Origin of the sequence: Shewanella ulleungensis (genome assembly GCF_014648315.1) — a bacterium.
Lineage (GTDB): Bacteria > Pseudomonadota > Gammaproteobacteria > Enterobacterales > Shewanellaceae > Shewanella > Shewanella ulleungensis.
In genome coordinates this window covers 433321-458510 of the sequence record NZ_BMQW01000003.1, presented here as the reverse complement: position 1 = coordinate 458510, position 25190 = coordinate 433321, and the positions used below count along the sequence as shown (strand labels likewise).

The following is a 25190-nucleotide window of genomic DNA, read 5'->3' as shown; positions in this document are numbered from 1 at the left end:
TGTCTTAGGGAGAGACGTATTCGCCGTTTTTTATATTTCTACATATCCATGACCTCAAGCTTGTGTCTGACACACTTGAAGGCTAAATAGCATCATTAAAATAAATAATAAAAAGTCAGCATCGCGACTGATAAAAGGGATAGAACATGTCTGCAGAAAATCATCATAAAGTGATTCAACAACCACAGCTTAGCTTTTGGCAAATCTTTAATATGTGCTTTGGTTTTTTGGGGATTCAATTTGGTTTTGCTCTGCAAAACGCCAACGTCAGTCGTATTTTTCAAACTTTAGGTGCAGCCATCGATGACATTCCTATTTTATGGATTGCCGCGCCGCTCACAGGGTTAATTGTACAACCTATTATTGGTTACATGAGTGACAACACCTGGAATGCCCTTGGACGTCGTCGTCCCTACTTCTTAGTTGGTGCAGTGCTAACCACATTGTCACTCTTTATAATGCCTCATTCTCCTACCTTGTGGATTGCAGCAGGGATGTTGTGGATTATGGATGCGTCGATCAACATCGCCATGGAACCATTTCGCGCCTTTGTTGGCGACAACTTACCTAAAAGCCAGCGTACCCAAGGGTACGCAATGCAAAGCTTCTTTATTGGCATTGGTGCTGTTGTCGCCTCTGCCATGCCTTATATGTTAACCAATGTATTTGACGTGGCAAATACCGCTGCTGCAGGTGAAATTGCTGATTCAGTTCGCTACTCATTCTATTTTGGTGGTACTGTGTTATTTGTTGCGGTAGGTTGGACCATTATCTCAAGTAAAGAATATTCGCCAGAAGAGTTAGCCTCGTTTGAGCAACACGCTAATCGTGTTGACGCAACAGAAAACACCAATAGCCGTACCAGTAAACAGTACCAAACCGGTGGCATCATTTGGATGGTCATTGGTGCCGTATTTACTTCAGCAATTTTAATACAAGCCCTCGATAAGCAGCTTTATATTCTTAGTATTGGTATTTTCGCATTTGGCCCGCTGCAACTATTTTGTGCCCGCAAACTGTCTCAAACAAGCAATACAAGCGTGCAACGCGAAAAGTTTGGCATGTTATTTAATGTGGTCGATGATTTATTTCATATGCCAAAAGCCATGCAACAATTAGCTGTAGTACAGTTTTTTGCTTGGTTTGCCCTCTTTGCCATGTGGATATACACCACCGCTGCGGTGACGTCACACCATTACGCCACCAGTGATGTATTAAGCCAAGCTTATAACGACGGAGCAGATTGGGTGGGGATGTTATTTGCTTCATATAACGGTTTTGCCGCCCTCGCCGCTATCATCATTCCGTTTTTAGCCAAAGCTGTCGGCATTAAGTTCACTCATACCATTAATATGTTTTTAGGCGGCATGGGGTTAATAAGCTTTATGTTTATTGAAGACCCGAACCAGTTATGGATCCCAATGATTGGTGTCGGCTTTGCCTGGGCCTCTATTTTGTCTGTGCCCTACGCCATGCTGTCTTCAGCTTTACCCGCTAAAAAAATGGGGGTGTATCTAGGGATTTTTAACTTTTTTATTGTTATTCCGCAGTTACTTGCAGCCAGTATTTTAGGGTTACTGTTAAAAGTATTTTTTGACGGCCAGCCAATTTATGCATTGGTATTAGGTGGTGTATTTATGATGGTGTCGGGTATTGCGGTGCTATTTGTAAAACAAGAACAATAAATCCATTAAAGAATAAATAAGAATAATACAGCAACAACAATATCAGTGCTCTGTCATCGTCACAGACAATATTTTGGGGAAGTTTATGTTAAAGCCACACTCACAGCACAGTGTCATTTCGAATGCCATCGCCGCAAGCTTATTAGGCCTAGTATTAACTGGCTGCTCACCTGCAGACACAGCAACAAACGTTAACACTTTAGCTGAAGTATCGCAGTTAAATAAGGTTGCACCTGGTTCTCCGGGCACAGAGCCAACGTGGGCATTCTCTGGCAAAACAGGCATCGGCACATCTTACGAGCCTTACATCAATGGTCAATACCAAGACCAGGCCGCAAATCCTGTAAGTAAAGTGTGGTTTTCTGTTGCCCAGGGCATACTCACCGAAACCATGTTTGGTCTTATTCATAATGCGCAATTAAAAGAGCTGCAATTTATTATCAGCGGCAATGGCTTTGTTGATACTGAAAAAGATAACACTATTAGCACTATAGAATATCTCGATACGGACGACCAAGGCCGTCCACAATCATTGGCTTATAAAATCATCAACAAAGATATTGAGGGGAAATACCAAATCGAAAAGCATATTTTTACCGATCCTGATAGAAATAGCTTGATGATGAACGTGACCTTTAGTGCTTTTGAAGCTGGAATTACTCCTCATTTGTACGTAAACCCACATATCGACAATAGTGGTGCTAATGATATTGCAGCGATTGAGGGTAAAGCACTTGTCGCACATACCAGTGATACAAACTCAACGGTTATGACCATTAAAAGCGATGTTGACTTTGTTCACGCGAGCGCAGGCTTTGTAGGCTCATCTGACGGGATTATCGATTTACAAGACAATGGTAAGCTTGACTCACTCTACCAAACGACTAGCAATACTAATCAAGGTGGCAATGTTGCCTTAACTGCACAGTACCCCACCCTGACAAAAGCAAATGACAGCCTAAGCTTTAACTTAGCCATCGGATTCGCTCAAGACAAAGCCAGCAGTTTAGCAACAGCACAGGCCACATTAGATGCCGGTTACGATGCGGTAAAGCAGGCTTATTTAGGCGATGAACAACATATTGGTTGGAAAGACTACCTCGCCTCACTCACACCATTGCCCAGCATGAGTGCTAACACTACAGATAACGGCAAACTGCTTTATGCCAGTGCATTAGTATTAAAAGCACAAGAAGATAAAACCCATGCGGGTGCGTTAATCGCATCATTGTCTAATCCTTGGGGCGACACGGTATCAGCTAAGGTTGGAAGTACAGGTTATAAAGCAGTATGGCCGCGTGACTTTTATCAATGTGCAATGGCATTTTTAGCCATGGGCGATACACAAACACCTAAAGTGGCGTTTGAGTATTTAAAGAAAGTTCAGGTTAGTCAGCAAACCCCAGGTTTTGCAGGTACACCTGGATGGTTTTTACAAAAAACTCATGTTGATGGCGAAATAGAATGGGTTGGCGTACAACTTGATCAAACCGCGATGCCAATCATGCTAGGCTGGAAATTGTGGCAAGCTGGTGTGTTAACAGACGCTGAGATTATCTCTTGGTATCAAGACATGCTTAAGCCTGCCGCTGACTTTTTAGTTACAGGTGGTAAGGTAAAGCTTGACTGGAATGAGACTAACATTAGCCCACCAAGTACCCAACAAGAGCGCTGGGAAGAACAAGCAGGGTTTTCACCGTCTACCACCGCGGCAATTATTGCAGGTTTAGTGGCTGCCAATGACATTGGCGTACTCGCACAAGACCGTGATGCCAAGACATACCTAGCGCTAGCCAAGCAACTGCAAAACCAACTAGCAACGACAATGGTCACCACCGCAGGTTTATTAGGTGAAACCAATAATCAAGGTCAAGTCGCCCCCTATTATGTGCGTATTAGCCCAAACGGCAATCCTAATACAGAAGAGAAACTACTCGATAACAATGGTAAGCCAGGCTTAGATCAACGGCTTATTTTAGACGGAGGCTTTTTAGAGTTAGTGCGTTATGGCGTAGTGGATGCGCAAGACCCTGTCATTAAAAACAGCGTAATGCTAATCGATAATCAGCAACTTGAAGATAACCTACGGGTTAAGTACGAGTTTACCGCTAAAGATGGCAGTAAAGTACCGGGGTATCGCCGCTATGGTAACGATGGTTACGGAGAAGATACGGTCACAGGTTTTAGCTATGCTGAAAATGGCAATACTGAAGATCAACGCGGCCGAGTATGGCCCTTTTTTACCGGCGAGCGTGGCCATTACGAGTTAGCACTTGCCACAGCTGAAGGCAATTTAACCCCAGACCGCAAAAAAGCATTAATTAACACCTACGTTCAAGGCATGGAAACTTTTGCCAACAAGGGATTAATGCTGCCAGAACAAGCGTGGGACGGTGTCGGTAACCCAACACGTTATGATTATAAAATGGGTGATGGTACCAACTCTGCAACGCCATTGGCGTGGACTCATGCTGAATATGTTAAATTGGTACGTTCAATGACCGATGAGCAAGTGTGGGACTTTTATCCTGTGGTGAAACAACTAGCTCAATAATGTTTTGAGACAATGAATAATAGCTAAACGCTTATTTTAAAATGATTAATATGCGCCTCCTTACTAAAAAGCTGTTGCTAAATGCAATGGCTTATTTTTGACAAAATCAAAATATAATATTGATAATTAAATACTATTTTGTAAAAATGATTAAGATTAATAAAAATTAACGTTAAGGACTAACGAATGGATTGGTATTTAAAGGTTTTAAAACAATATTTTGATTTTAAAGGGCGAGCGCGTCGTAAAGAATATTGGATGTTTGTATTAATTAACACCATTTTCAGTGTGTTACTGACGTTAGTTGATATGGGTACTGGCCTGTACAGTGACATCTACGGCACAGGTTTATTGAGCTCACTTTATTCGTTAGCAGTATTAATTCCAAGTATTGCGGTCAGTGTGCGCCGCTTACACGATACTGATCATTCGGGTTGGTGGTTATTTTATTGCTTATCCCGCTGATCGGCGCGCTGATTATTTTGGTTGTGCTGTGCTTTAACAGTAAAGATGACAACGAATACGGCCCAAATCAAAAAGCTGAGCCAAACTTTACTGATAACGACAATTTAACCGCTTAAGCTATCTTTAGCGTTAAAATAAAAAGAGCAGGGTCAATGACCTTGCTCTTTTTTTACATCATTTATTTACGGCCTAACAATACAACATGCTTTACGAGTGAAACGCTAAAGACTTAGGTTTTTGACGGCATTAATTTCATCATGCCATTCATCAGTAATACCGCTAAACCGCCCGCGATCACACCAAATAATGCATTTAGTAAACTGGGCGTTAACATTCCTAAAAAGCCACCAACAACACTCAACTGCTCAACTACCACTTGAGCATGCTCTATCCATTCAAATACCACATGAATGCCGTGAGTTAAAATACCACCACCTACCATAAACATAGCAATGGTGCCGACAACAGTTAGTATTTTCATTAAATAGGGCGCGGCAGAGACTAACATTAAGCCAATATTGTGCCCTACCCCTTCCAATTTACGTTTGGCAAGGTATAAGCCTAAATCGTCAATTTTAACGATACCCGCCACTAAGCCATACACACCAACCGTCATGATGATTGCAATCACCGACAAGGTTAAAAATTGGCCCATTAAATCCATATGAGCAGCAACACCTAAACTAATAGCGATAATTTCAGCGGACAACACAAAATCGGTACGGATGGCGCCTTTAATTTTGTCTTTTTCAAACGCAGCTAAATCATCAATGTCAGCTTTGCCTTTAGCAACAATGGTTTCATCGTCAGTTAGCGCGGCCTTTTTATGCGTCATCGAGTGATAGACTTTCTCGAAGCCTTCATAACATAAAAACAAGCCACCAAACATCAACAGCGGCGTAATGGCCCAGGGAATAAAAGCACTGATTAATAACGCCAACGGCACCAGAATCAATTTATTACGAAATGAGCCTTTGGCAACCGCGTATACCACAGGTAACTCACGCTCTGACGCGACGCCAGACACTTGTTGGGCATTTAAGGCTAAATCATCGCCCAGCACTCCTGCTGTTTTACGCGCCGCCACTTTACTCATTGCAGCTACGTCATCCAAAATCGTCGCAATGTCATCTAACAAGGTTAATAAACTGGCGCCTGCCATAATTGCTTGTATCCTTTATCAATCAAAAATTGTGTGTGTATTATGATGCTTTCTATTTATTGTGATTCTTTCTAGCTATTATCAATCGGTAACGACGGACGGCTTGGTGTTATTCGTCAACGTTAGCACCGCATGAACTACGAACGACTAAACTGGTTGGAATTAACCGCTGGCTGACTTCTTCGCCGCGAATTAATTTCAGCACACTTTCAACTAAAATTTCACCAGCATATTGGGTATCTTGTTTTATCGTAGTTAATGCTGGATTAGCAAAACTGGCAACAGGAATATCGTCATATCCCACCACAGCAACGTGCTCAGGCACTAACACTCCACGTTTTTTTAACGCCCGAATGGCACCAATAGCTATGAGATCGCTAGCAGTAAAAATGGCTTCAAATTGCACGCCACTATCAAGTAAGGTCATTGCGGCCTCATACCCTGAAGCCTCGGTATTAATCGCATGATGTTGTAATTGTTTATCGGTATTAATTCCCGCCGTGGTCAACGCATCAACATGGCCTAAATATCGGTCGCGAAATTCTGGGCTGTGCCCTGATGCATCACCTAAAAACGCAATATGTCGATGGCCGAGACTGAGTAAATGTTCAGTGGCAATAACGCCACCTTGGTGATTGTCACAACCAATAGATAACACGGCTTTATTATGCTGCTCGGCGCCCCAAATCACAAAATGGGTATTTTTTTCAATCAAGGTTTCAAGTTTATGGGCGTAGTCCATGTAGTCGCCATAGCCGAGTAAAATAATACCGTCTGCTTTGTTACTGTCTTCGTAATCGGCATGCCAATCTGTCGACAATTGTTGAAACGACACCAATAAATCATAACCTTGCCGTGCAGTAGCACGAGTAATTGAACCTAGCATGGATAAAAAGAATGGGTTAATCATTGAGTCGTCGTTTGTGGGGTCTTCACAAATCAACAAAGCTAATGTCAGGCTGTTTTGGGTGCGTAAATTACTGGCGTTTTTATCGACTTTATAATTAAGCTCTTTGGCAATAGCTTGAATACGTTGGCGAGTTTCTAGATTTACCAACGGACTATTTCGTAAAGCTCTAGACACAGTCGATTGCGACACGCCAGCCTTGTATGCGATATCAATTGAGGTCGCTTTTGAGGTCATTGTTATCTATCACCTTTTATTATTTTCATAGCCTTAACTTACTTATAAACCAAGCTCACTGAGTAAATCATCAGCATCATCTACCACAATGCCTTTTACATTTGGATCGCTTAGCATGTCTTTGGATTGGTTAGAATCGCTAGGATGTGTCTTTCGGTGCGCTTCGATTAGCGAATCAGGATCAAACTCTTCGTCCATTTCAAAATCTGCAGAACGAATAAACTCAGTTTGGTCCATGGCAAATTCAAGATAAAAAATATGGTTATTTTCAGTCTTAAAGGACACGCGTCTTGCCACTGCATTATCAAGATTTGTATCTACCGATATTGTTAACTCTTTATTAATAGTTAACATTTTAGGCTGACTTTGAGTGATAGAAGTCTGTAACTCTTTCGAGATTTTACCAATAAAATCACCCAAAATTTGGTTCATCAATTCGCCCATCACATTACTGACATCATCTGATGTGTGTGAAAAAGCCAATTCAGACTCTGGCATACCCATATTAATCATGTATCGGCGATATACCTCAATGGCGGCATTGGCTGAAAAATTGATAACAACAAGACCAGAAAACCCGCCATCGAAAATTGAAAAGCAACCTAAATCAGGCTTTAAACGTGTACGAGAAATGCTTTGTACCATGCCTGCATGGCTCACTCGGCTTGCGCTAGCGCTCGACAATACATGAGAAACTGAGTGGCAGAGTTTTAAAAGAATGTCGTCGTTATTAACTATGTTAGAAGAATTCATGGCTTTAGGTACCTTTTCATTATTTAGACTAATCTTGCGGGTAAAACGTAAAAAAATCAAAATTAAAACAATCGATTAGCATGTTTAATAATCAAACATATCATAAATGTGATTAACCGCATGATATACAAATACTTTTCGAAATCTATTTATGTACACCACACAATTGTAAATAAGCTTTGTTTGTTCACAAAAATACACATTAAAAGTTAATTTTTACTGCAACCCGATTATAATTCGAACACTCTATATGGATATGTACTTTAGGACTATAAATGATTGAATTATTAAGACGTTTAACCATTTTAAAACGACTTTTCATTATGCTCATTCTCGCAGCGATTGGCACTGTGGTCTTTGGCACTTTTTCCGTTAAAGAACAATACAATCATTTGGTAGAACAAAAGCAAAAGCAAATAACAGCTCAAGTGTCATTGCTCAGCAGTAGCCTAGAGGCGATGCAGCAGCGTCAGCCATTATCAGATCCGGATTTATTAGCGCTCATTCGCGAAATTAACTTAAATGACCATGTGGGCTTATGGGTAGTCGATGAACAACAGAAAGTGATAATTGACAGTATAAACGCTACGAATGTTGGCAGGTCAGTTAATGCGTTATCAAGCAGCGGCAATGGTAGTATTTTTAATCAATTGTTAAACGATGCTAAGCAAACCGTTACTCAAACACAATTGACCATTAGTGCCGCAGATAATACAGATCAAACGGTATTAACCGCTGCAACTTATTTCCCAAGCCATCGTTGGACCTTAATCACCCGTGCTAGTTTAAATGATGTGAATCAAAGCATGACTGGAATTATTATTGATTATTTAATTATCATGATGATTATTTCGGTGCCTATTTTTGCCTTCTTTTTATTATTGAATCACTCGATTACTCAACCATTAAAAGCGGCAATTAGCGCAATGGAAAAAATAGCAAAAGGCGAAGGCGATCTTACCCAGCGCCTATCGACCGAAGGCAACGATGAAGTAGCCCAAATGGCCCATGAATTTAATCAGTTTGTGATAAAAATTGCAGACATGGTCGCTCATTTACAACCGTTGGGTGCCAACTTACAAGTTGAGGCACTTCATTTATTGAGTACGGTTACCGAGTCGAATCAAAGCGCAAACCAAGTCAACAATGAAACCCAAAACGTCGCCACAGCCATTAATCAAATGCTATCCACCAGTCATGAAATGGCTCGAAATACACAAGATGCCGCACAAGGCGCCAATAATGTTAAACATCAGGCTTTGCAAAATCAGCAGCTAATGCGCCAAACGGTTGAGCATACAGATAGCTTAGTGAGTGAATTAAAACAGTCTGAAAAAGTGACTTTAAGTTTAAGCCAATCATCAGCAGAAATTGGCAGTATCTTAGATGTTATCGGCAGTATTGCCGACCAAACCAATTTATTAGCTCTTAATGCGGCAATTGAAGCTGCGCGAGCAGGTGAGCATGGACGTGGGTTTGCTGTGGTTGCAGATGAAGTTCGCGCACTGGCTAATCGCACTCAATCATCGACCAATGAAATCAATAAAATTATTAGTCAGATCCAGCACGGTATTCAATCAGTGATTGACAGCAATACCCATACTCAACAACAGTCATCACAATTACAAACTAAAGCGATTCAATCTAGCGACGCCATCGTGGAGATTTTAGCGCTTATCGACAATATCAGTAATATGACAGCGCAATTAGCCAGCGCAACTGAAGAGCAAGCTCTGGTCACTGAAGATATCAATCGTAATGTCACTACAATTTCAGAACTGACTGAGTTGTCCCTTAGCGCCAACGAAACTCATGCTCACGCGGCACAATCATTACAAACGGTGAGTAAAGACATGAGCCACACCTTGGGTCAGTTCAAAATCTAATCATGTAAATCGTTATGCCTGTCATTCACTTTGCAGGCATAACGATTTATCACCTACACCGCACTGCAGCAGACTTTGCGCGTAGCATCACTTTTAGCTCTCCATACTTTAGGGTATATTAAGCGCTTCAGATTGAATACCTTGGTATTTCAGCCTTATTTGACACTGAGCACATCAATACAACAACAGGTTAAATAACTGAAATATAGCGTTAAATGAGTATTTAGTTGTCATTCATTAATGAGTATTTTCTCTATGTATCAAAAAACGGTTACGATTGTCGCACCTCATGGCATACATACTCGCCCTGCTGCGTTATTAGTAAAAGAAGCAAAAACATTCGCATGCGACGTTATGGTAGAGTGCAATGGCAAGCAAGCCAGTGCGAAAAGTTTATTTAAATTACAGACATTAGGCTTATATCAAGGGGTGTCTGTAACTGTATTTGCAACTGGAGAACAAGCGCAAGCGGCAGTCGATAAAATTGCCACTTTGCTGATTACCCTCAGTTAAAGGATTGTTTATGTCATTCAATGGAATTGTGGTTTCTGCTGGTATTGCATTTGGTAAGGCATTAACCATGACCTCGCACATGCCGCCATTGGACTTTAAACTGCTCAGTAACGAACAAATAAGCCAACAACAGCAACAATTAACTCATGCCATTGAACTGCTAATCCACCATTTACAACACTGCCAACGTCATTTATGCCAAGAGTGTGAGAATTTTCAACTTATCGATGCCGATATCATGTTGCTCGAAGATGAAGAGTTACAACAAGAGCTATTGCAACATATTAAGCAGTTTAAAGTATGTGCCGCTGTGGCGATTGATAGAATATTCAACCAACAAGCAGCTGAACTAGCTGAATTTGATGATCCATATCTGGCGAATCGCAGTAACGATATTTTGTGTTTGGCTAAACGGTTAACAAGTGCAATACATGGTCATTTACAGTGGGATTTATCTGCTCTTACCGAAGATACCATTTTATTAGCCGACGATTTAACTCCTGCCGAGTTTGCCATTTTGCCACTTAAACACATTACTGGCATTGTGTTAGAAACAGGCGGACTCACTAGCCATACCGCCATCTTAGCTCGTGCTGCGGGTATTCCGGCTTTGCTAAATTACCAGTTTTCTCAACGTCCCGTAAAAATTAAAGATGGTGAACAACTGGTATTAGACGGCATGTCTGGCGAATTGCATATTGCGCCTACAATTACTGTATTTGAACAATTGCAACAAAAACAGCAACAAGAACGACAACGTCGTCAAGCATTAACAGCATATAAAGACAAACCCAGTATTACCCTTGATGGCCACGCGATTAGCTTGCTCGCAAACGTAGGTAATTTAAGTGAAATACCTCATGTTACAGATGTAGGCGCTCAGGGCATTGGTTTGTTTAGAACTGAGTTTTTGCTAATGAATGCAAAAGCTCTACCGGATGAACAACAGCAGTACAAACTGTATTGTGATGCCCTGCACAGCTTGCAAGGGCAAGTATTGTCAATTCGAACTTTCGATATAGGTGCCGATAAAGAAATTCCTTATTTACACCAAACTCAAGAAGATAATCCAGCATTGGGCATCCGTGGGATCCGTTATAGTCTGGCGCATCCTGACACCTTTATTACGCAAGTTAAAGCCGTACTGCGCGCCGCTAATCATGGGCAAATAAGATTAATGTTCCCAATGGTGAGTCAAATTGAAGAACTTGAAGGCGCGTTAGCATTAATTGAACAAGCTAAAGCACAATTAATTGAGCAAGAGAAAGGCTTTGGTGAACTCAGTTTAGGTATTGTAGTTGAAACCCCAGCAGCAGTATTAAACCTGCCTAGTATGTTACCACTGCTTGATTTTGTTAGTATTGGTACTAACGATTTAACTCAATACACCTTAGCCGCAGACCGTACTAATCCGCATTTAGCCAAACAGTATCCAGCATTATCACCGGCTGTGATCCAGTTAATCTCGATGGTCATTAAATTTTGTAAACCCGCCAACGTTAAGGTGTCATTATGCGGAGAACTTGGCAGCGATCCGCAGGTCTTACCATTATTGGTCGGCCTAGGCTTAGATGAAATCAGTATCAATCCAACCAATTTGTTAGAAGTAAAAGCCATATTGATAAAAGGCCGGTATCAAGATTTTGTTAAACATGCGCAAACTGTATCTGCATTAACGCGAATAGATGATATTCGCACAGCCATCAACACTATTAATTACAATTAAAACTGGTAAAGTAATCAGAGAAGTTTACAATTAAACACATAAAAATATTAATAAAAGGGGCTTTTTCATATGGGATTTTTAAGCCGTATTAGGCGACTTATTTCAGGCCAGCCGCAATTAACTGGCGGCATTGCTATTTTGGCCCCGGTGTCGGGCGAGATTGTGCCAATTGAAAGAGTACCAGATGTTGTTTTTGCTGAAAAAATTGTAGGCGACGGCATTGCCATCGATCCTAAGGGTGAGTTTATTGTTGCCCCTATTGACGGTACCATAGGCAAAATATTTGAAACCAACCATGCCTTTAGTATTGAGTCCCCACAAGGTCTTGAGCTATTTGTCCACTTTGGAGTAGGCACCGTTGAACTAAGAGGTAATGGTTTTAAACGATTAGCTGAAGAAGGCCAGCAAGTAAAAGCTGGCCAACCTATATTATCATTTGATTTAGCCTTTTTACGCGACAATGTTGAAAGTTTACTCACCCCAGTAGTACTAGCAAACATGGAAGATGTAACCAAATTAGACAAAGCCCAGGGCAGTGTTATTGCCGGTAAAGACGTGATTTTTACTGTTCAAATGTAACCTAATTTTATGATCACGTTTACGTTTTATTGCCTCCGTAATTGAACAAGATGCAAGCACCCTCAGCTTGCATTTTATGAAATATATTCAAATGCCTGCATTACCCTTGTCCAACCTGCGACTCGATGCCACAATGTTGTCATTAGTTTTTACACCAATGATTCATGTTCACTCATGATCTGGAGTATTGCTTAAAGATTGCATGCTTTTGCTTGCATGGTTTAATCGGCAAACTCTGCACATAAAATTTAACCGATAAAAGGGAGCCCACCTTTGACTTTATACGGCATTAAAAATTGCGATACAGTACGTAAAGCACGCAAATGGCTAGAAGTAGAAAATATTGATTACACCTTTCATGATTTTCGTGATGATGGGTTAACGACTGAAACAGTCAGTCAATGGGCTAATATTGTTGGCTGGGAAACATTATTTAATAAGCGCAGTACTAGTTTTCGTGGTTTAAGCGATGCAGATAAAATAGACATCACTCAAGACAAAGCCATCGCGCTTATGGTGCAACACCCTACTCTCATCAAACGCCCAGTATTGGTTAATCAAAGTAACATTTTGGTTGGTTTTAAGGCTGAGCAATACCAAGCGTGGTTCGCATAATGAATAATGATGTTGTTGAATTAACAAAAGAGTTAATTTCTCGTCCATCGGTTACACCGCTCGACGAAGGCTGTCAAACATTAATGGCTAATCGTTTAGCCGCCATTGGTTTTGACATTGAACCTATGGTTTTTGAAGATACTACCAATATGTGGGCTAGGCGTGGTAAAGGCAATCCGGTATTTTGCTTTGCAGGCCACACCGACGTGGTACCTACCGGTGACTTAAACCGATGGCATACCCCACCTTTTGAGCCCACAATTATTGACGATTACATCCATGGGCGCGGCGCAGCCGATATGAAAGGCTCATTAGCCGCCATGATTGTGGCCACTGAGCGTTTTGTCGCAAAACATCCAGACCATAATGGTTCGATTACCTATTTGATCACCAGTGACGAAGAAGGCCCATTTATTAATGGTACTACCCGCGTTATTGATACCTTAGAAGCACGAAACGAAAAGATCACTTGGGCACTCGTAGGTGAACCATCATCGACCCATAAGCTTGGTGATATTGTCAAAAATGGTCGTCGTGGCAGTTTAACCGGCAATTTAACCGTAAATGGTATTCAAGGTCATGTGGCCTACCCTCACCTTGCCGACAACCCTATTCACAAAGCTGCGCCAGCATTAGCTGAGTTGGCGCAAATGCATTGGGACAATGGCAATGAATTTTTCCCTCCGACCAGTTTTCAAATCGCTAATATTAATGGCGGCACTGGCGCATCTAATGTGATCCCAGGCGATCTTAAGGTAATGTTTAACTTCCGCTATTCAACTGAGGTTACCGCAGAAGAACTGATAAAGCGTGTGGTTAACATTCTTGATGCTCATGGCTTAGATTATGATATTGATTGGGTCTTTAATGGTTTACCATTTTTAACCGGTGATGGTCCACTGCTTGAAGCCACTCGTGATGCCATCCGTGAAGTTACAGGCTATGAAACCGACCCACAAACCACTGGCGGCACTTCAGATGGACGTTTTATTGCACCAACGGGTGCTCAGGTCATTGAGCTCGGCCCGGTTAATGCCACCATTCATAAAGTGAATGAGTGTGTAAAAGTGTCTGATTTAGAGGTGTTAGCTAATTGTTATGAGCGCATTTTGGAAAAGTTATTGTGCAACTAACACCATCGCTCAACATAGATGTGCCTCAACAACAACTCAAACTGTATGGCTTAGACGGTCAGCATATGGTGTCCGTTGGGGAATATTTACTTGAGCAGAACACCGCTGCAGCGTTTTGCAAAATGCAGATCGCTGCGAATCAAAGTGGCTTAGATTTGCAATTGTGTTCGGCTTACCGACCTTTTGAACGACAAGTTCATATTTGGAATGCGAAAGCTTCTGGCACCCGTCCTTTGCTCGATAAAGCATCGCAGCCAATTGATTATGCATCTTTGTCAGATCAACAACTTATCGACACTATTTTGATTTGGTCAGCTTTACCTGGCGCATCAAGGCATCACTGGGGAACAGATATAGATGTATTTGATGCCAAGCAAATCAGCAAACAGTCTCTGCAATTAGTTAGCACAGAATACCAAGAAACAGGCCCGTGCTTTGCTTTACATCAATGGCTTATAGAACATGCGGTTGATTATGGCTTTTATTTCCCTTATCAAGCACACCAAAGTGGCGTAAGCCCAGAGCCTTGGCATTTAAGTTATTTTCCTGTCGCCAAAGACTACGTAAGCCAGTTTCGGGCAGCTGAACTAGCAAAGGTGTTGTCTCACGCTGAAATATCATTACAATCGCCGCTAATTGAACGATTAACCGAATTGGTTAATCATTATGTATTTTATGTCGCGCCCTCTCCGGCTTAACGCCTGCTTGCCGCCTAAATAAATGAGTCTACTGCTATGCCGACCTTATTACCCCATATCATTATCGATGAACAACCACTGCATTATATTGACAAAGGCCACGGCCCTGTTGTGGTTTTTTGTCATGGCTTATTAGCCAATTGCAGCATGTGGCAAGCTCAAATTGATGCGTTATCGGCGCAGTACCGTTGTATTGCCATTGATTTTTGGGGACACGGCCAAAGCCAAACTTTGCCCGTGGGATGCGATAATTTACAAGATGTTGCCAAACACGTTTTACGCTTAATTGATGCTCTCGAAATTAACGATATTGCAGTCGTTGGCCATGGGAGCGGTGGAGCTATCGCTGCAGAAATGGTACTCATAGCTCCTGCGCGTATACACGCTTTAGTGATGCTAAACAGTTTTGTTGGCTTTGAGCCGCAAGTAAACTGTATAAAATACCAAAACTTTATAGCACAAGTGGCTAATGCTCAGGCGATCCCAGCAGAGTTAGCAGTAAGCTTAACTGAATTATTTTTCAGTAAAGATGCTTATGAACTTAGTCAGCACAATATAACACTAGCTCAAGCCATCAAAGCATTTGAAAAACAGTTAACTGACATACACACTCAACAAATCGCGCCATTACTTAAGTTTGCCAATATGGCGATTTATAAACGCGATACACTCGAGTCTGTTGAAGCACTCACCTTACCCACATTGGTGGCTGTCGGCCTCAATGGTTACCTTCGTACCGCATTAGAAAGCTACTTAATGCACGACAGTATTGATGGCAGCCAATTACTGCATATTGAGCATGCTGGCCATTTAGCTAATATTGAAAAAGCCGATTTATTTAATCAGCATCTTATTGATTTTTTGGCTAAAGTGAATTTTAATTAATCCACTTAATGGATAGACCAGATCTACAAACATTGCTGATATACTCGTAACTTAATGACATATTGTCTGTAAATCCTGACAGACAAAATACTGAATAATCCGAGCACCAATGAAACTTCTTAAACCATTATTTGATAATAATCGCCGTTGGGCAGAGCGGATCAATAAAGAAGATCCTACTTTTTTTGAACAACTTGCGAAGCAACAAAATCCTGAATATTTATGGATTGGTTGCTCAGATAGCCGAGTACCTTCAAACCAAATTATTGATCTACTCCCGGGCGAAGTATTTGTTCACCGAAATATTGCCAATATGGTTATTCACACCGATTTAAATTGTTTATCTGTATTACAATACGCGGTTGATGTACTCAAAGTTAAGCATATTATGGTTGTTGGCCATTATGGCTGTGGTGGTGTGCGCGCCGCTATGGGTAATGAGCGATTAGGCTTAATCGATAATTGGCTAGGCCATTTGCGCGATGTTCATCGTATACACCAAGCCGATCTTGAACCCATGACTCAGCAACAACGGTTTGACCGTTTGTGTGAACTCAACGTAATGGAGCAAGTGTCCAATGTTGTATCAACCAATATTGTTCAAGAAGCATGGGATCGCGGCCAAGATGTAGCCATTCATGGCTGGATTTACGGTATTAACAATGGTTTATTAACCGATTTAGATGTCACAATAGACCGTGTTCATGGTCGTAATATTCCATAAAACAGTCACACAAATCGCAACAATAAAGGCCTGCATGACCATCAGCTATTCGACGGTTATTTGCAGGCCTTTGTTTTTATAAATAATGCGCTCAAAAGTGTTAAGATGTTTATTACTCAAGGTATTATTATTGTCACACGACTGTTTTTTAAGCATGTAAACTATCAATTGACCATGGCTAAGAGAAAGATACAGATTAAAATATTTCCTTGTATATAATTAACTATATCGCTTAATCAAACACTTAAATCAGTGCGATTATCGTACAACATATTCAGTTATTGAGGATAATTCTAAGTCCTCAATAGGTATTGTCTACAACAGTAGGGCTAATTTAATGAACGTGACTCTCATCATCCCAGCACGATATGGCTCAAGCCGTTTCCCGGGTAAACCACTTGCACTTATTGCAGGTAAACCTATGATCCAACGAGTGTACGAGCGCGCAGCACAGGCCAAAGGAATCGACAATATTTACGTTGCAACCGATGACGACAGAATTAAAAGTACCGTCGAAGGATTTGGTGGTAAGGCAGTAATGACCGACCCTGATGCTGCATCGGGCACAGACCGTATCAATGATGCCATTGAACGTCTAGGTTTAGGTGAAGACGATTTAGTCATTAACCTGCAAGGTGACCAACCGTTAATCGACCCAAGCTCTATTGAGCAAATGGTAAGTTTATTTCAACAACATCCCGGCGAATTTGAAATGGCGACTTTAGGCTTTCAAATTACCGAAGAGAAGGAATTAGACGACCCAATGCACGTTAAAGTGGTGTTTGATAACGATTACAACGCCCTGTACTTTTCACGTGCTCGTATTCCGTTTGGTCGCGACATTAAAGACTATCCTGTTTATAAGCACATTGGCGTTTATGCCTATACCAAACGTTTCATTAATGCATTTGCTAAGTTGCCAGTTGGCAGACTAGAAGACATTGAAAAGCTAGAGCAATTACGCGCATTAGAAAATGGCCATAAAATTAAAGTCGTTATCAGTAAATACAACGCACCTGAAGTTGACGTGCCGGGCGATATTGAAAAATGTGAGCGCATTTTAGCGGCAAATTGAAGACTATCGACGCACACCATTACCAAAGGAGTAGCACATGAGTTTAGAAGGCTATGAAGTCTGGCTGATTATCATCCTAGTGCTTGGTGTTATTGCCAGTAATATTGCAGTGTTAAAGTATTCAGCAAAATTTAAAATGCCACAATTTGGTGAGCCCAAAGATAACAAGACGACAGCAGAACAGGATAAAACTGACATAGAGCAAGGGTCAGCTGACACAAAAGATGATAACAGTAAGCCTAATGGCTAATATTGACTCTCTAACCTGATGCTTATTAAACAAAAAAAGCTAGCTTCTTCACAGTGGCTAGCTTTTTTTATCTCAGTATTCTTGAAATTACAGTGCTAAGTGTCATTGTAATTACTTCTTAGTAATTGCTAAGAAGTAAGCAAATTAACACTAAACGTAACATTCAGCAGAAACGATATAGTCTATTCGTAATCAAAGGATTCTTTAGGTGCGACATTATTAGGCCAAGCATTAATCACGGCTTTAACCAGGGAGGCTAATGGAATCGCAAAGAAAACCCCCCATACGCCCCACAGTCCACCAAACACAAGCACCGCAGCGATAATCACCACAGGGTGTAAATCAACAGCATCTGAAAACAATAAAGGCACTAATACATTACCGTCTAACGCCTGAATAATACCGTAACCAAGCATTAAGTAACCAAACTCAGGGCTAAATCCCCACTGGAAAAAAGCCACAAGTGCAATCGGTAATGTCACTAACGTCGCACCAACATAAGGGATTAATACCGACAGGCCAGTGAGCACACCCAACAATGCAGAGTAACGTAGCCCCATAATGGCAAAGAAGATATAGCTCGCAATGCCAACAATCACAATTTCAATGACTTTACCGCGAATATAATTAAATATTTGCTGATCCATTTCAAACCACACATTTCGCGCTAAATCACGATTGGTTGGGAAAAAACGCTTACTGCCTTTCATTAATTGATCTTTATCTTTTAAGAAGAAAAATACCAACAATGGCACTAAGATCGCGTATACCATCAACACTAATAATGACGCAGAATAACCTAACAACTGCTTACCTAAGTCTAACAAGTGCTGAGTATCAAGCATCTTATTAACTTCTTCCATCATAGAGTCTATCTGAGATGCACTGACAAACTGAGGGTAATCAGCACTAAACTCTCTTACAATTAACATGCCTTTATCAATCATTGAGGGTAAATCGGTAACCAATGACACTCCCTGACGCCAAATGCTGGGAGCTAATCCCAACATTAGGATCAGCATTAAGCCTAAAAATACCACTAATACGATAGATGCTGCTGCAGTTCGACTAATACCTAAACGCGACATTTGTGCTACAGGCCATTCAAGTAAAAATGCTAACACTAATGCGACTAATAACGGCGCAAGTAAGCCGGCACCAAAGTACAACGCAAGACCGATACCAATAATAATAAACATTAAGGTGATGGCTTGTGGATCGCTAAAACGGGTTTTGTACCACTCAGTTAAAAATGCCAGCATTGAACAACCTTTATATAAAAAACACTAATTTAATTTGTTTTGGTAATAATTACCGACAAACAATGCAACTCATCGGCAACGATTTCAATACCAAAACCCATTTTTTTTATTAACAAGGGAACATCTCGACGTGAACCGTGGTCAGATAGAAGAACATGTAAGGTTTCACCCACTTGTAATTGCTTTAGTAAAAGTTTTACTTTAACTAAAGGATAAGGACAAGAATACGGCGTTAAATCAATAAAAATCATTATGAACTTGCTTTAATCATTCTAGGGCTATTATCCTAGCTTGAACAACAAACCACAAGCGATGTTGCAAAACCAACTTGTGCGTTAAGCCAAGAACTTACGACTCATTTAGCATTATAGGTTTCGCTTGCGTAAATTATCATTATCGACCTTTTCAAAAGCATTAACAGCCACTGCCATTAGCATTGTATTTGCTGGCAGTATTGCCCACAGTTTTGCCAACAATGATCTTCCCGATCTTGGCACTGCAGCTGTGAACACCTTCAGTTTAGAAAAAGAAACTGTGTACGGTGACGCATATATGCGGGTCATACGCTCATCGGCCCCGGTACTAGGCGATCCGGTACTCACACAATACTTATCTGAGTTAGGTAATAAATTGGTCGCCAATGCCACAGGCGTTAAAACCCCTTTTTACTTTTTCTTACTGCGTAATGATGAAATCAACGCCTTTGCTTTTTTTGGTGGTCATGTTGGCGTACATACAGGTTTGTTTTTAAATGCTGAAAACGAAAGCGAATTAGCATCAGTGCTCGCACACGAAATTACCCACGTTACTCAGCGACATTTAGCCCGTTCGCTCGAGGCACAACAAAAAAGTTCGACTGCGACTATTGCTGGTATGTTAGGTGCTATTTTATTAACGATTGCCGCACCACAAGTGGGAATGGCCGCATTAGCGACAACACAAGCGATGGCAACTCAATCTAAAATAAACTACACCCGCCTTCATGAAAAAGAAGCAGACCGAATAGGGATGCAAATATTGGTTGATGCAGGCTTTGATCCAAATGCCGCTTCTACTTTTTTTGGTCAACTTGCAGTACGTTACCGCTTTTCAACAACCCCGCCACAAATGTTGCTCACTCACCCGTTACCTGAGTCTCGTATAACTGAAGCGCGAAACCGTGCGGCACAATACCCTAAACGCTTTGTGCCTGACAGCTTAAATTACCAATTAGCCAAAGCTCGTATTCAAGTGCGTTTTTCAAATTTCAGTGACGACGGCGCTTTATCGTTATTTGAACAACAGCTTAAGAAAAACAACTACACATTTAAAGATGCTGCGCTATACGGTAAAGCATTAGCATTATTTCGTTTAGAGAAATTTGATCAAGCAGAAACCATCATCGATACGCTATTAAAAAAAGATGATAATAATTTGTTTTACCTAGACACTAAAACGGATCTATTAGCCCAGAAAAAAGATTATGCGGCAGCCATCGCATTGCTTGAAGCGCAGCGTAAAATTAAACCCACATCGCAAGTCGTCAATACTAACCTTGCCAATATATACGTTGAAGCAGATCAACCACTAAAGGCCATTCCACTGCTTGAAGAGTTAATTTTTTTCGACAAACAAAACATGTTGCCATACCAGATTATGGCAGACGCTTACCGTAAGCTTGATAATAAAGCGTTGGAGTATTACAGCAATGCAGAAATTATGGCATTAACCGCCAATTATCAAGGTGCAATAGACCAATTAAACTATGCATACCGTTATTCTGAAGGGCAAACCTTACAGCTTGCCCGAATTGAAGCCAGGATCCGCCAGTTTAGACAAGCCGACAGAGACCTTGAGCAGTTTAAGTAATACCATTTCGCGATAATAAGTGATGACTCTGCGAGAGTTTAAAAGGGCTTAAACAAGGCACATGACTGAATGAATAGGTTCTCTTTCGAAGTCATGCAACGCCGTGTAAGCCCTTTTAAAATTCGCCTGAAAGGAATGTAACAGCCGCTTTTGCTCTGCGTTCTCGTTATTTGAAAGGGAACAACCATGACGACATAGCGATGCCTTAATCAAAACCGTTGGACACATTCAGAATGGTCACTGATTAATGCAGATTGTTATAATATAACGGTGTAACTTTAGCGGTCTTTTTTTGATAGAATAATGGCAAACTGAAGGTTTGCCATTTTTTATGACGGATAATAAACATGACAAAAGCTAAAACCACTATTTTACATAACCCTCGCTGCTCAAAAAGCCGTGAGACGTTAGCGTTACTTGAAGCACAAGGTGTTGACATTACCGTAGTCGAGTACCTAAAACAGCCTCCGAATGAGACAGAAATCAGTAATATATTAACCCTTTTAGGATTAACAGCACGTCAAATGATGCGCACCAAAGAAGATGAATATAAAGCCCAAAATTTAGCCAACCCTGCACTCACTGAAGCACAATTGATTAGCGCAATGGTTGCTACACCAAAATTAATTGAACGTCCTATCGTATTGGCTAATAACCAAGCCGCCATTGGTCGTCCACCTGAAAATGTTTTATCTATTCTGTAACGAGCAACATAATGACCACACAAACCTTGTTCCAACTCAGCCGTATTGGTTACCTTGCATTACTCTTGCTGCTTAGCGGCTGGTTTATTCAACAGGGCTTAAATGGCACCTATTCGCTTGGTTTTAGTTTAATTTGGATTGTGCCTTTATTATTTCCCCTTAAAGGCATCATTACCGGTAATCCATACACCTATGCTTGGGCTAGCTTTATTTTGTGCGTGTATTTACTGCATGGATTAACTCTAGCTTATGTCACCAATGACGCGTTTGTCTTTGCCCTCATTGAATCAATATTGATTTGTGTCTTATTAGTGACCTTCCCTTTTTATGCCCGCAAACGTGGCCGCGAATTAGGCTTAGGATTAAAGAAAAAATCTGAACAACAGTAGAATTATGCCTGTTATATTTATTTTGCAAAAAGCGCCTTTGGGCGCTTTTTTGTTTATTGCATTTAATAAACAATGCGTGCTAGGTTAATACGTTAACAAGATGTTATATAAGTGTATTTTATAATTCTAAAAAATAAACATGGAGTCGTTTAATGAAAGCATCGCGTAATGTAGGCTTTTACAGTCTTATAGCCAGTGCCATATTAGTCAGTGCATGTGGAGGAGACTCTTCTGATGATAACTCAGGCGTACCATTCTCTTCAGCTTTTGAGATCTGCAGTGAAGATTCAAGCACAAGCTTAATATCCACCGATTCTGAACTGGTTTTTATTATTGAACAGGATTATGCCGCCAATAAACCTGGCAGTATTACCGCGTCAATAGCCGATCAAGACAGTGCCGGTCGTACGTTTCTATGGCAACAAGTCTCAGGCCCTAGCCTTGAGTTAGCCTCAGTGAATAGCCCAGTATTAGCCTTTACACCCAATAGTAACGATAACTACAGTTTTAAAGTGACGGTAACAGGCGGTTCGAGCAATTATGAAGAGGTGGTGTCAATAACTGCTGACTCTACTGATAATATTTTACGGATTAACAATGACCATCAAATGGTGGCAAATATAGATGCTAGTTTAAGAATTCAAAATATAAATGGCCAAGTACCCACAGAGATCAGCTGGTGCATGTACCCAAACATCGACAACGTAGGTTTTAATAGCGTCGATTTAACTGACCTTAATCGACCACTGTTTAACGCACCAGACGTAAACAGCGACAAACTTATTAGCCTAAAAGCCACAGCAACCTTTGACGGCCAAACAGTCAGTGATGATGTGCATTTACTTGTCACAAAAGAGCAAGCTATCCCATCGAAGGCTTACATAACTTACCCTCTCGCACGGGTACACCCCTACAAAGCAGATTCAGCTTATGCCGATAACCTTGTTAGCTGTACTTACTCTAACCAGCAAATTGCCCCGTGTAATATCCTCAACGAGCTACCATTTATTAGCCAAGACAGCCAGCCAGACCCGATTGACACCATAATGGACAGAGTCGTAGTGTCCCACGACTGGATGGGAGCAAATTTTGAAACTTACCTTCGTGCACAAACAAACACTGACTTTGTTGAGCTATTACAATCAGTAACTGCAGTCATTATTAGTTACGATATCAGGCCAGCTTATTATTCGGGTTATATCGGAGCCATCTATCTCGATCCTGAATACTTATGGCTAACATCGGCTCAACGAGACACCATTGATGAAACCCCAGACTATCGCAGTAATTTTGGTGAAGACTTGAATTACTTATCTCCATACCGTTATGTTAAAGATAATGCGTATGCTGGTGAATATATCGATAAAGGCAACCGCATGAACCGTACCATGGATAATATGTCTTATAATCTAGCAAGACTCTTGTACCACGAACTGGCCCATGCCAATGACTTTTATCCGCAAAGTATTCATGCCACGCTGCAAGGGCCGAGCCTAAAAGAAGAGTGGGATCGTCGCTTTGCTTCAAATGACATGCCATCAAGCCAACTTCAACTGCGTTATCCATTACTCAGTGATGAAATGTATGGCCTTGCTAAGGTTCAATACGCAGGGGAATCTGCAAACAGTACTCAAAAAGCGTTTAGTCCCAGTGATGTCGCTGAATTTTTTGCTAATGATTTAGCAAATGATGATTATGCTTACTCGTCAAAACCTGAAGATGTTGCCATGTTGTTTGAAGAAATAATGATGAGCCATCGTTACGGTATTTTGCGTGATATCGCTGTTACGGATAAACCCGAAGTACAAACCAGCTCAACCATTACCGTTGAATGGGGAGTGCGCGGCCGAGTTGGACAGGTTGAATTGCGCGATCGCGCCAGCTACGTTCTCGGACAAATGCTGCCCAATATTAACACCCAACTCGTGATGGACGGTCTACCGGAGCCCGTTGCGTTAGTGAAAGGCCAAACCTGGGCACAAAATTTAGTCTTAACTGCGGATCAGTCTAAATCGCTACAAAAAGTCTCTAATCAATCTGATGGCACTGTCATTGATAATCGACCATTGCAGTTTAGTGGCGACCAACATGCACATTAGTCATACCAATCAGGATAAATAAGTGAGCAGAGATTACGTAGGAAAAATCGCTTAGAATAAAACAGAAATTGCAGCAAGCTAGTTGTTCTAACGTCAAAATTTCTAACAACGTTATAAGCGATGTTAACCGGCAAGAATGATCACATTCTTGTGCTGATTGGTATCACTCCCTTAGATAAACAAAAACGCCAAATGAATTCATTTGGCGTTTTTTATTGTCATTTATAATGTATGACTGCATGCTCACGGCATGGATAAGCGATATTTATAGCCTAAGCATTTCTTTAATGAACGGAATCGTCAGTTTACGCTGATGTACCATCGAGGCTTTATCAAGCTTATCGAGCACATCAAATAAGGTACGTAAATCACGTGCCATACGGGTGAGCAAAAAACGCCCTACTTCATCAGATAACTGCAAACCGCGCATTGCGGCGCGCCGTTGTAATGCGGCAAGCTTTTCATCATCAGCCATGGGTTGAAGCTGATAAATTAAGCCCCATTGCATACGTGAGACGAGGTCTGGCAGAGAGAATCCGACCTCTGATGGCGATGCATTACCACTAACAATCAAACGACAATCTTGCTGCTCAGCAATACGATTATACAGATGAAAAATAGCTTCTTCCCATACAGGGTGACCGGCAATGGCTTCAACATCATCAATACAAATGAGCTCTAGTGATTCGAGCCCTTCAAAAAGTGCTGGAGAAATACTGGCGTGGATCCCTAATGGAATATATAACGTGCGTCGCTCTAAATCATTCGCGTGGGCACAAGCAGCATGCATTAAATGTGTGCGACCAGATTTTTCAGGACCATATATGTACAAAGAAGACGCAAGAGACCCTTCAGCGCTAGCTTGAAGCTTTTGGATCAGCTCATCGTTACCCGAGGCAGGATAATAACTTTGAAAGGTTTCATCGTCGGGTAAGTAAACGGGTAAAGATAATTGTCTTGGTGAGTTTTGTGTCACTCAGATAGGTCTCAAAATCATAAACGAACAAACGTTATTATACATGTAAGCGCTCTATAATCACA

The 25190-nt window shown here is 41.1% G+C and carries 23 protein-coding genes and 1 pseudogene; 18 read left to right on the top strand and 6 right to left on the bottom strand.

Going from position 1 to position 25190, the window contains the following annotated elements:
- Positions 1-146: 146 nt before the first annotated feature.
- The 3 genes and pseudogenes from IEY40_RS08795 (at position 147) to IEY40_RS08785 (ending at position 4820) form a co-directional block, all read left to right on the top strand.
- Positions 147-1685, top strand: coding sequence for an MFS transporter (locus tag IEY40_RS08795; RefSeq protein ID WP_188955250.1), 1539 nt, complete (start codon positions 147-149; stop codon positions 1683-1685).
- 85 nt (positions 1686-1770) lie between these two features.
- On the top strand, positions 1771-4239 hold the full coding sequence (locus tag IEY40_RS08790; protein ID WP_188955247.1) for a glycoside hydrolase family 15 protein: 2469 nt from the start codon (positions 1771-1773) through the stop codon (positions 4237-4239).
- 186 nt (positions 4240-4425) lie between these two features.
- A pseudogene (locus IEY40_RS08785) lies at positions 4426-4820 on the top strand (DUF805 domain-containing protein).
- 113 nt (positions 4821-4933) lie between these two features.
- On the opposite strand, the gene IEY40_RS08780 reads toward IEY40_RS08785, so the two are convergent.
- The 3 genes from IEY40_RS08780 to IEY40_RS08770 all read right to left on the bottom strand — a co-directional run bounded on the left by IEY40_RS08780 (position 4934) and on the right by IEY40_RS08770 (position 7763).
- Positions 4934-5866 (bottom strand): DUF808 domain-containing protein, encoded by a 933-nt coding sequence (locus IEY40_RS08780; RefSeq protein WP_188955245.1) that lies wholly within the window; start codon positions 5864-5866, stop codon positions 4934-4936.
- 109 nt (positions 5867-5975) lie between these two features.
- A complete protein-coding gene (locus IEY40_RS08775; protein WP_188955243.1) occupies positions 5976-7010 on the bottom strand; it encodes a LacI family DNA-binding transcriptional regulator in 1035 nt (344 codons plus the stop codon).
- Positions 7011-7052: 42 nt separating this feature from the next.
- Positions 7053-7763: a DUF3334 family protein gene (locus tag IEY40_RS08770; RefSeq protein WP_188955241.1), complete on the bottom strand. Its 711-nt coding sequence runs from the start codon at positions 7761-7763 to the stop codon at positions 7053-7055.
- A 275-nt stretch (positions 7764-8038) separates the two neighbouring features.
- Here IEY40_RS08770 and IEY40_RS08765 point away from each other — a divergent pair, with 275 nt between their 5' ends.
- The 11 genes from IEY40_RS08765 (at position 8039) to IEY40_RS08715 (ending at position 17847) form a co-directional block, all read left to right on the top strand.
- Positions 8039-9649 (top strand): methyl-accepting chemotaxis protein, encoded by a 1611-nt coding sequence (locus IEY40_RS08765; protein ID WP_188955239.1) that lies wholly within the window; start codon positions 8039-8041, stop codon positions 9647-9649.
- Positions 9650-9904: 255 nt separating this feature from the next.
- Positions 9905-10162 (top strand): HPr family phosphocarrier protein, encoded by a 258-nt coding sequence (locus tag IEY40_RS08760; protein WP_188955238.1) that lies wholly within the window; start codon positions 9905-9907, stop codon positions 10160-10162.
- Positions 10163-10172: 10 nt separating this feature from the next.
- Entirely contained in the window at positions 10173-11888 is a 1716-nt protein-coding gene (gene ptsP, locus IEY40_RS08755) for a phosphoenolpyruvate--protein phosphotransferase (RefSeq protein WP_188955236.1), read from the top strand.
- A gap of 69 nt (positions 11889-11957) precedes the next feature.
- Positions 11958-12467, top strand: a complete 510-nt coding sequence (gene crr / locus IEY40_RS08750) for a PTS glucose transporter subunit IIA (RefSeq protein ID WP_188955234.1) — start codon at positions 11958-11960, stop codon at positions 12465-12467.
- 273 nt (positions 12468-12740) lie between these two features.
- The gene (locus tag IEY40_RS08745; protein WP_188955232.1) at positions 12741-13082 is read left to right on the top strand and encodes an ArsC family reductase; all 342 of its coding nucleotides are present in this window, start codon (positions 12741-12743) and stop codon (positions 13080-13082) included.
- Positions 13082-14215 (top strand): succinyl-diaminopimelate desuccinylase, encoded by a 1134-nt coding sequence (dapE, locus tag IEY40_RS08740; protein ID WP_283108117.1) that lies wholly within the window; start codon positions 13082-13084, stop codon positions 14213-14215. The genes IEY40_RS08745 and dapE overlap by 1 nt, the downstream gene beginning before the upstream one ends.
- 65 nt (positions 14216-14280) lie before the next feature.
- A complete protein-coding gene (locus IEY40_RS08735; protein WP_188955359.1) occupies positions 14281-14913 on the top strand; it encodes a M15 family metallopeptidase in 633 nt (210 codons plus the stop codon).
- A gap of 36 nt (positions 14914-14949) precedes the next feature.
- Positions 14950-15798 carry an alpha/beta fold hydrolase gene (locus tag IEY40_RS08730; RefSeq protein WP_188955228.1) on the top strand — a complete coding sequence of 283 codons (849 nt, stop codon included), beginning with the start codon at positions 14950-14952 and terminating at the stop codon, positions 15796-15798.
- Positions 15799-15907: 109 nt separating this feature from the next.
- Positions 15908-16522 (top strand): carbonate dehydratase, encoded by a 615-nt coding sequence (can, locus tag IEY40_RS08725; protein ID WP_188955226.1) that lies wholly within the window; start codon positions 15908-15910, stop codon positions 16520-16522.
- Between the two features lie 337 nt (positions 16523-16859).
- On the top strand, positions 16860-17597 hold the full coding sequence (kdsB, locus tag IEY40_RS08720) for a 3-deoxy-manno-octulosonate cytidylyltransferase (RefSeq protein WP_188955224.1): 738 nt from the start codon (positions 16860-16862) through the stop codon (positions 17595-17597).
- 37 nt (positions 17598-17634) lie between these two features.
- Positions 17635-17847, top strand: a complete 213-nt coding sequence (locus IEY40_RS08715; protein WP_188955222.1) for a DUF2897 family protein — start codon at positions 17635-17637, stop codon at positions 17845-17847.
- Between the two features lie 182 nt (positions 17848-18029).
- Here the strand turns inward: IEY40_RS08715 and IEY40_RS08710 are convergent, their stop codons facing one another.
- Together IEY40_RS08710 and IEY40_RS08705 are read right to left on the bottom strand one after the other, a co-directional pair.
- A complete protein-coding gene (locus tag IEY40_RS08710) occupies positions 18030-19109 on the bottom strand; it encodes an AI-2E family transporter (RefSeq protein ID WP_188955221.1) in 1080 nt (359 codons plus the stop codon).
- Between the two features lie 29 nt (positions 19110-19138).
- Positions 19139-19360, bottom strand: a complete 222-nt coding sequence (locus IEY40_RS08705) for a sulfurtransferase TusA family protein (RefSeq protein ID WP_188955218.1) — start codon at positions 19358-19360, stop codon at positions 19139-19141.
- 127 nt (positions 19361-19487) lie between these two features.
- Here IEY40_RS08705 and bepA point away from each other — a divergent pair, with 127 nt between their 5' ends.
- The 4 genes from bepA to IEY40_RS08685 all read left to right on the top strand — a co-directional run bounded on the left by bepA (position 19488) and on the right by IEY40_RS08685 (position 24149).
- Positions 19488-20957 (top strand): beta-barrel assembly-enhancing protease, encoded by a 1470-nt coding sequence (bepA, locus tag IEY40_RS08700; RefSeq protein ID WP_188955216.1) that lies wholly within the window; start codon positions 19488-19490, stop codon positions 20955-20957.
- Positions 20958-21304: 347 nt separating this feature from the next.
- The gene (arsC, locus tag IEY40_RS08695; RefSeq protein ID WP_188955214.1) at positions 21305-21661 is read left to right on the top strand and encodes an arsenate reductase (glutaredoxin); all 357 of its coding nucleotides are present in this window, start codon (positions 21305-21307) and stop codon (positions 21659-21661) included.
- Between the two features lie 11 nt (positions 21662-21672).
- Complete coding sequence (locus tag IEY40_RS08690; protein WP_188955212.1) at positions 21673-22050, top strand: DUF2069 domain-containing protein; 378 nt, start codon at positions 21673-21675, stop codon at positions 22048-22050.
- A gap of 152 nt (positions 22051-22202) precedes the next feature.
- On the top strand, positions 22203-24149 hold the full coding sequence (locus IEY40_RS08685) for a PKD domain-containing protein (protein ID WP_188955210.1): 1947 nt from the start codon (positions 22203-22205) through the stop codon (positions 24147-24149).
- A gap of 265 nt (positions 24150-24414) precedes the next feature.
- Here IEY40_RS08685 and hda read toward each other — a convergent pair whose 3' ends face one another.
- The gene (hda, locus tag IEY40_RS08680; protein WP_160052290.1) at positions 24415-25125 is read right to left on the bottom strand and encodes a DnaA inactivator Hda; all 711 of its coding nucleotides are present in this window, start codon (positions 25123-25125) and stop codon (positions 24415-24417) included.
- Positions 25126-25190: the final 65 nt, after the last annotated feature.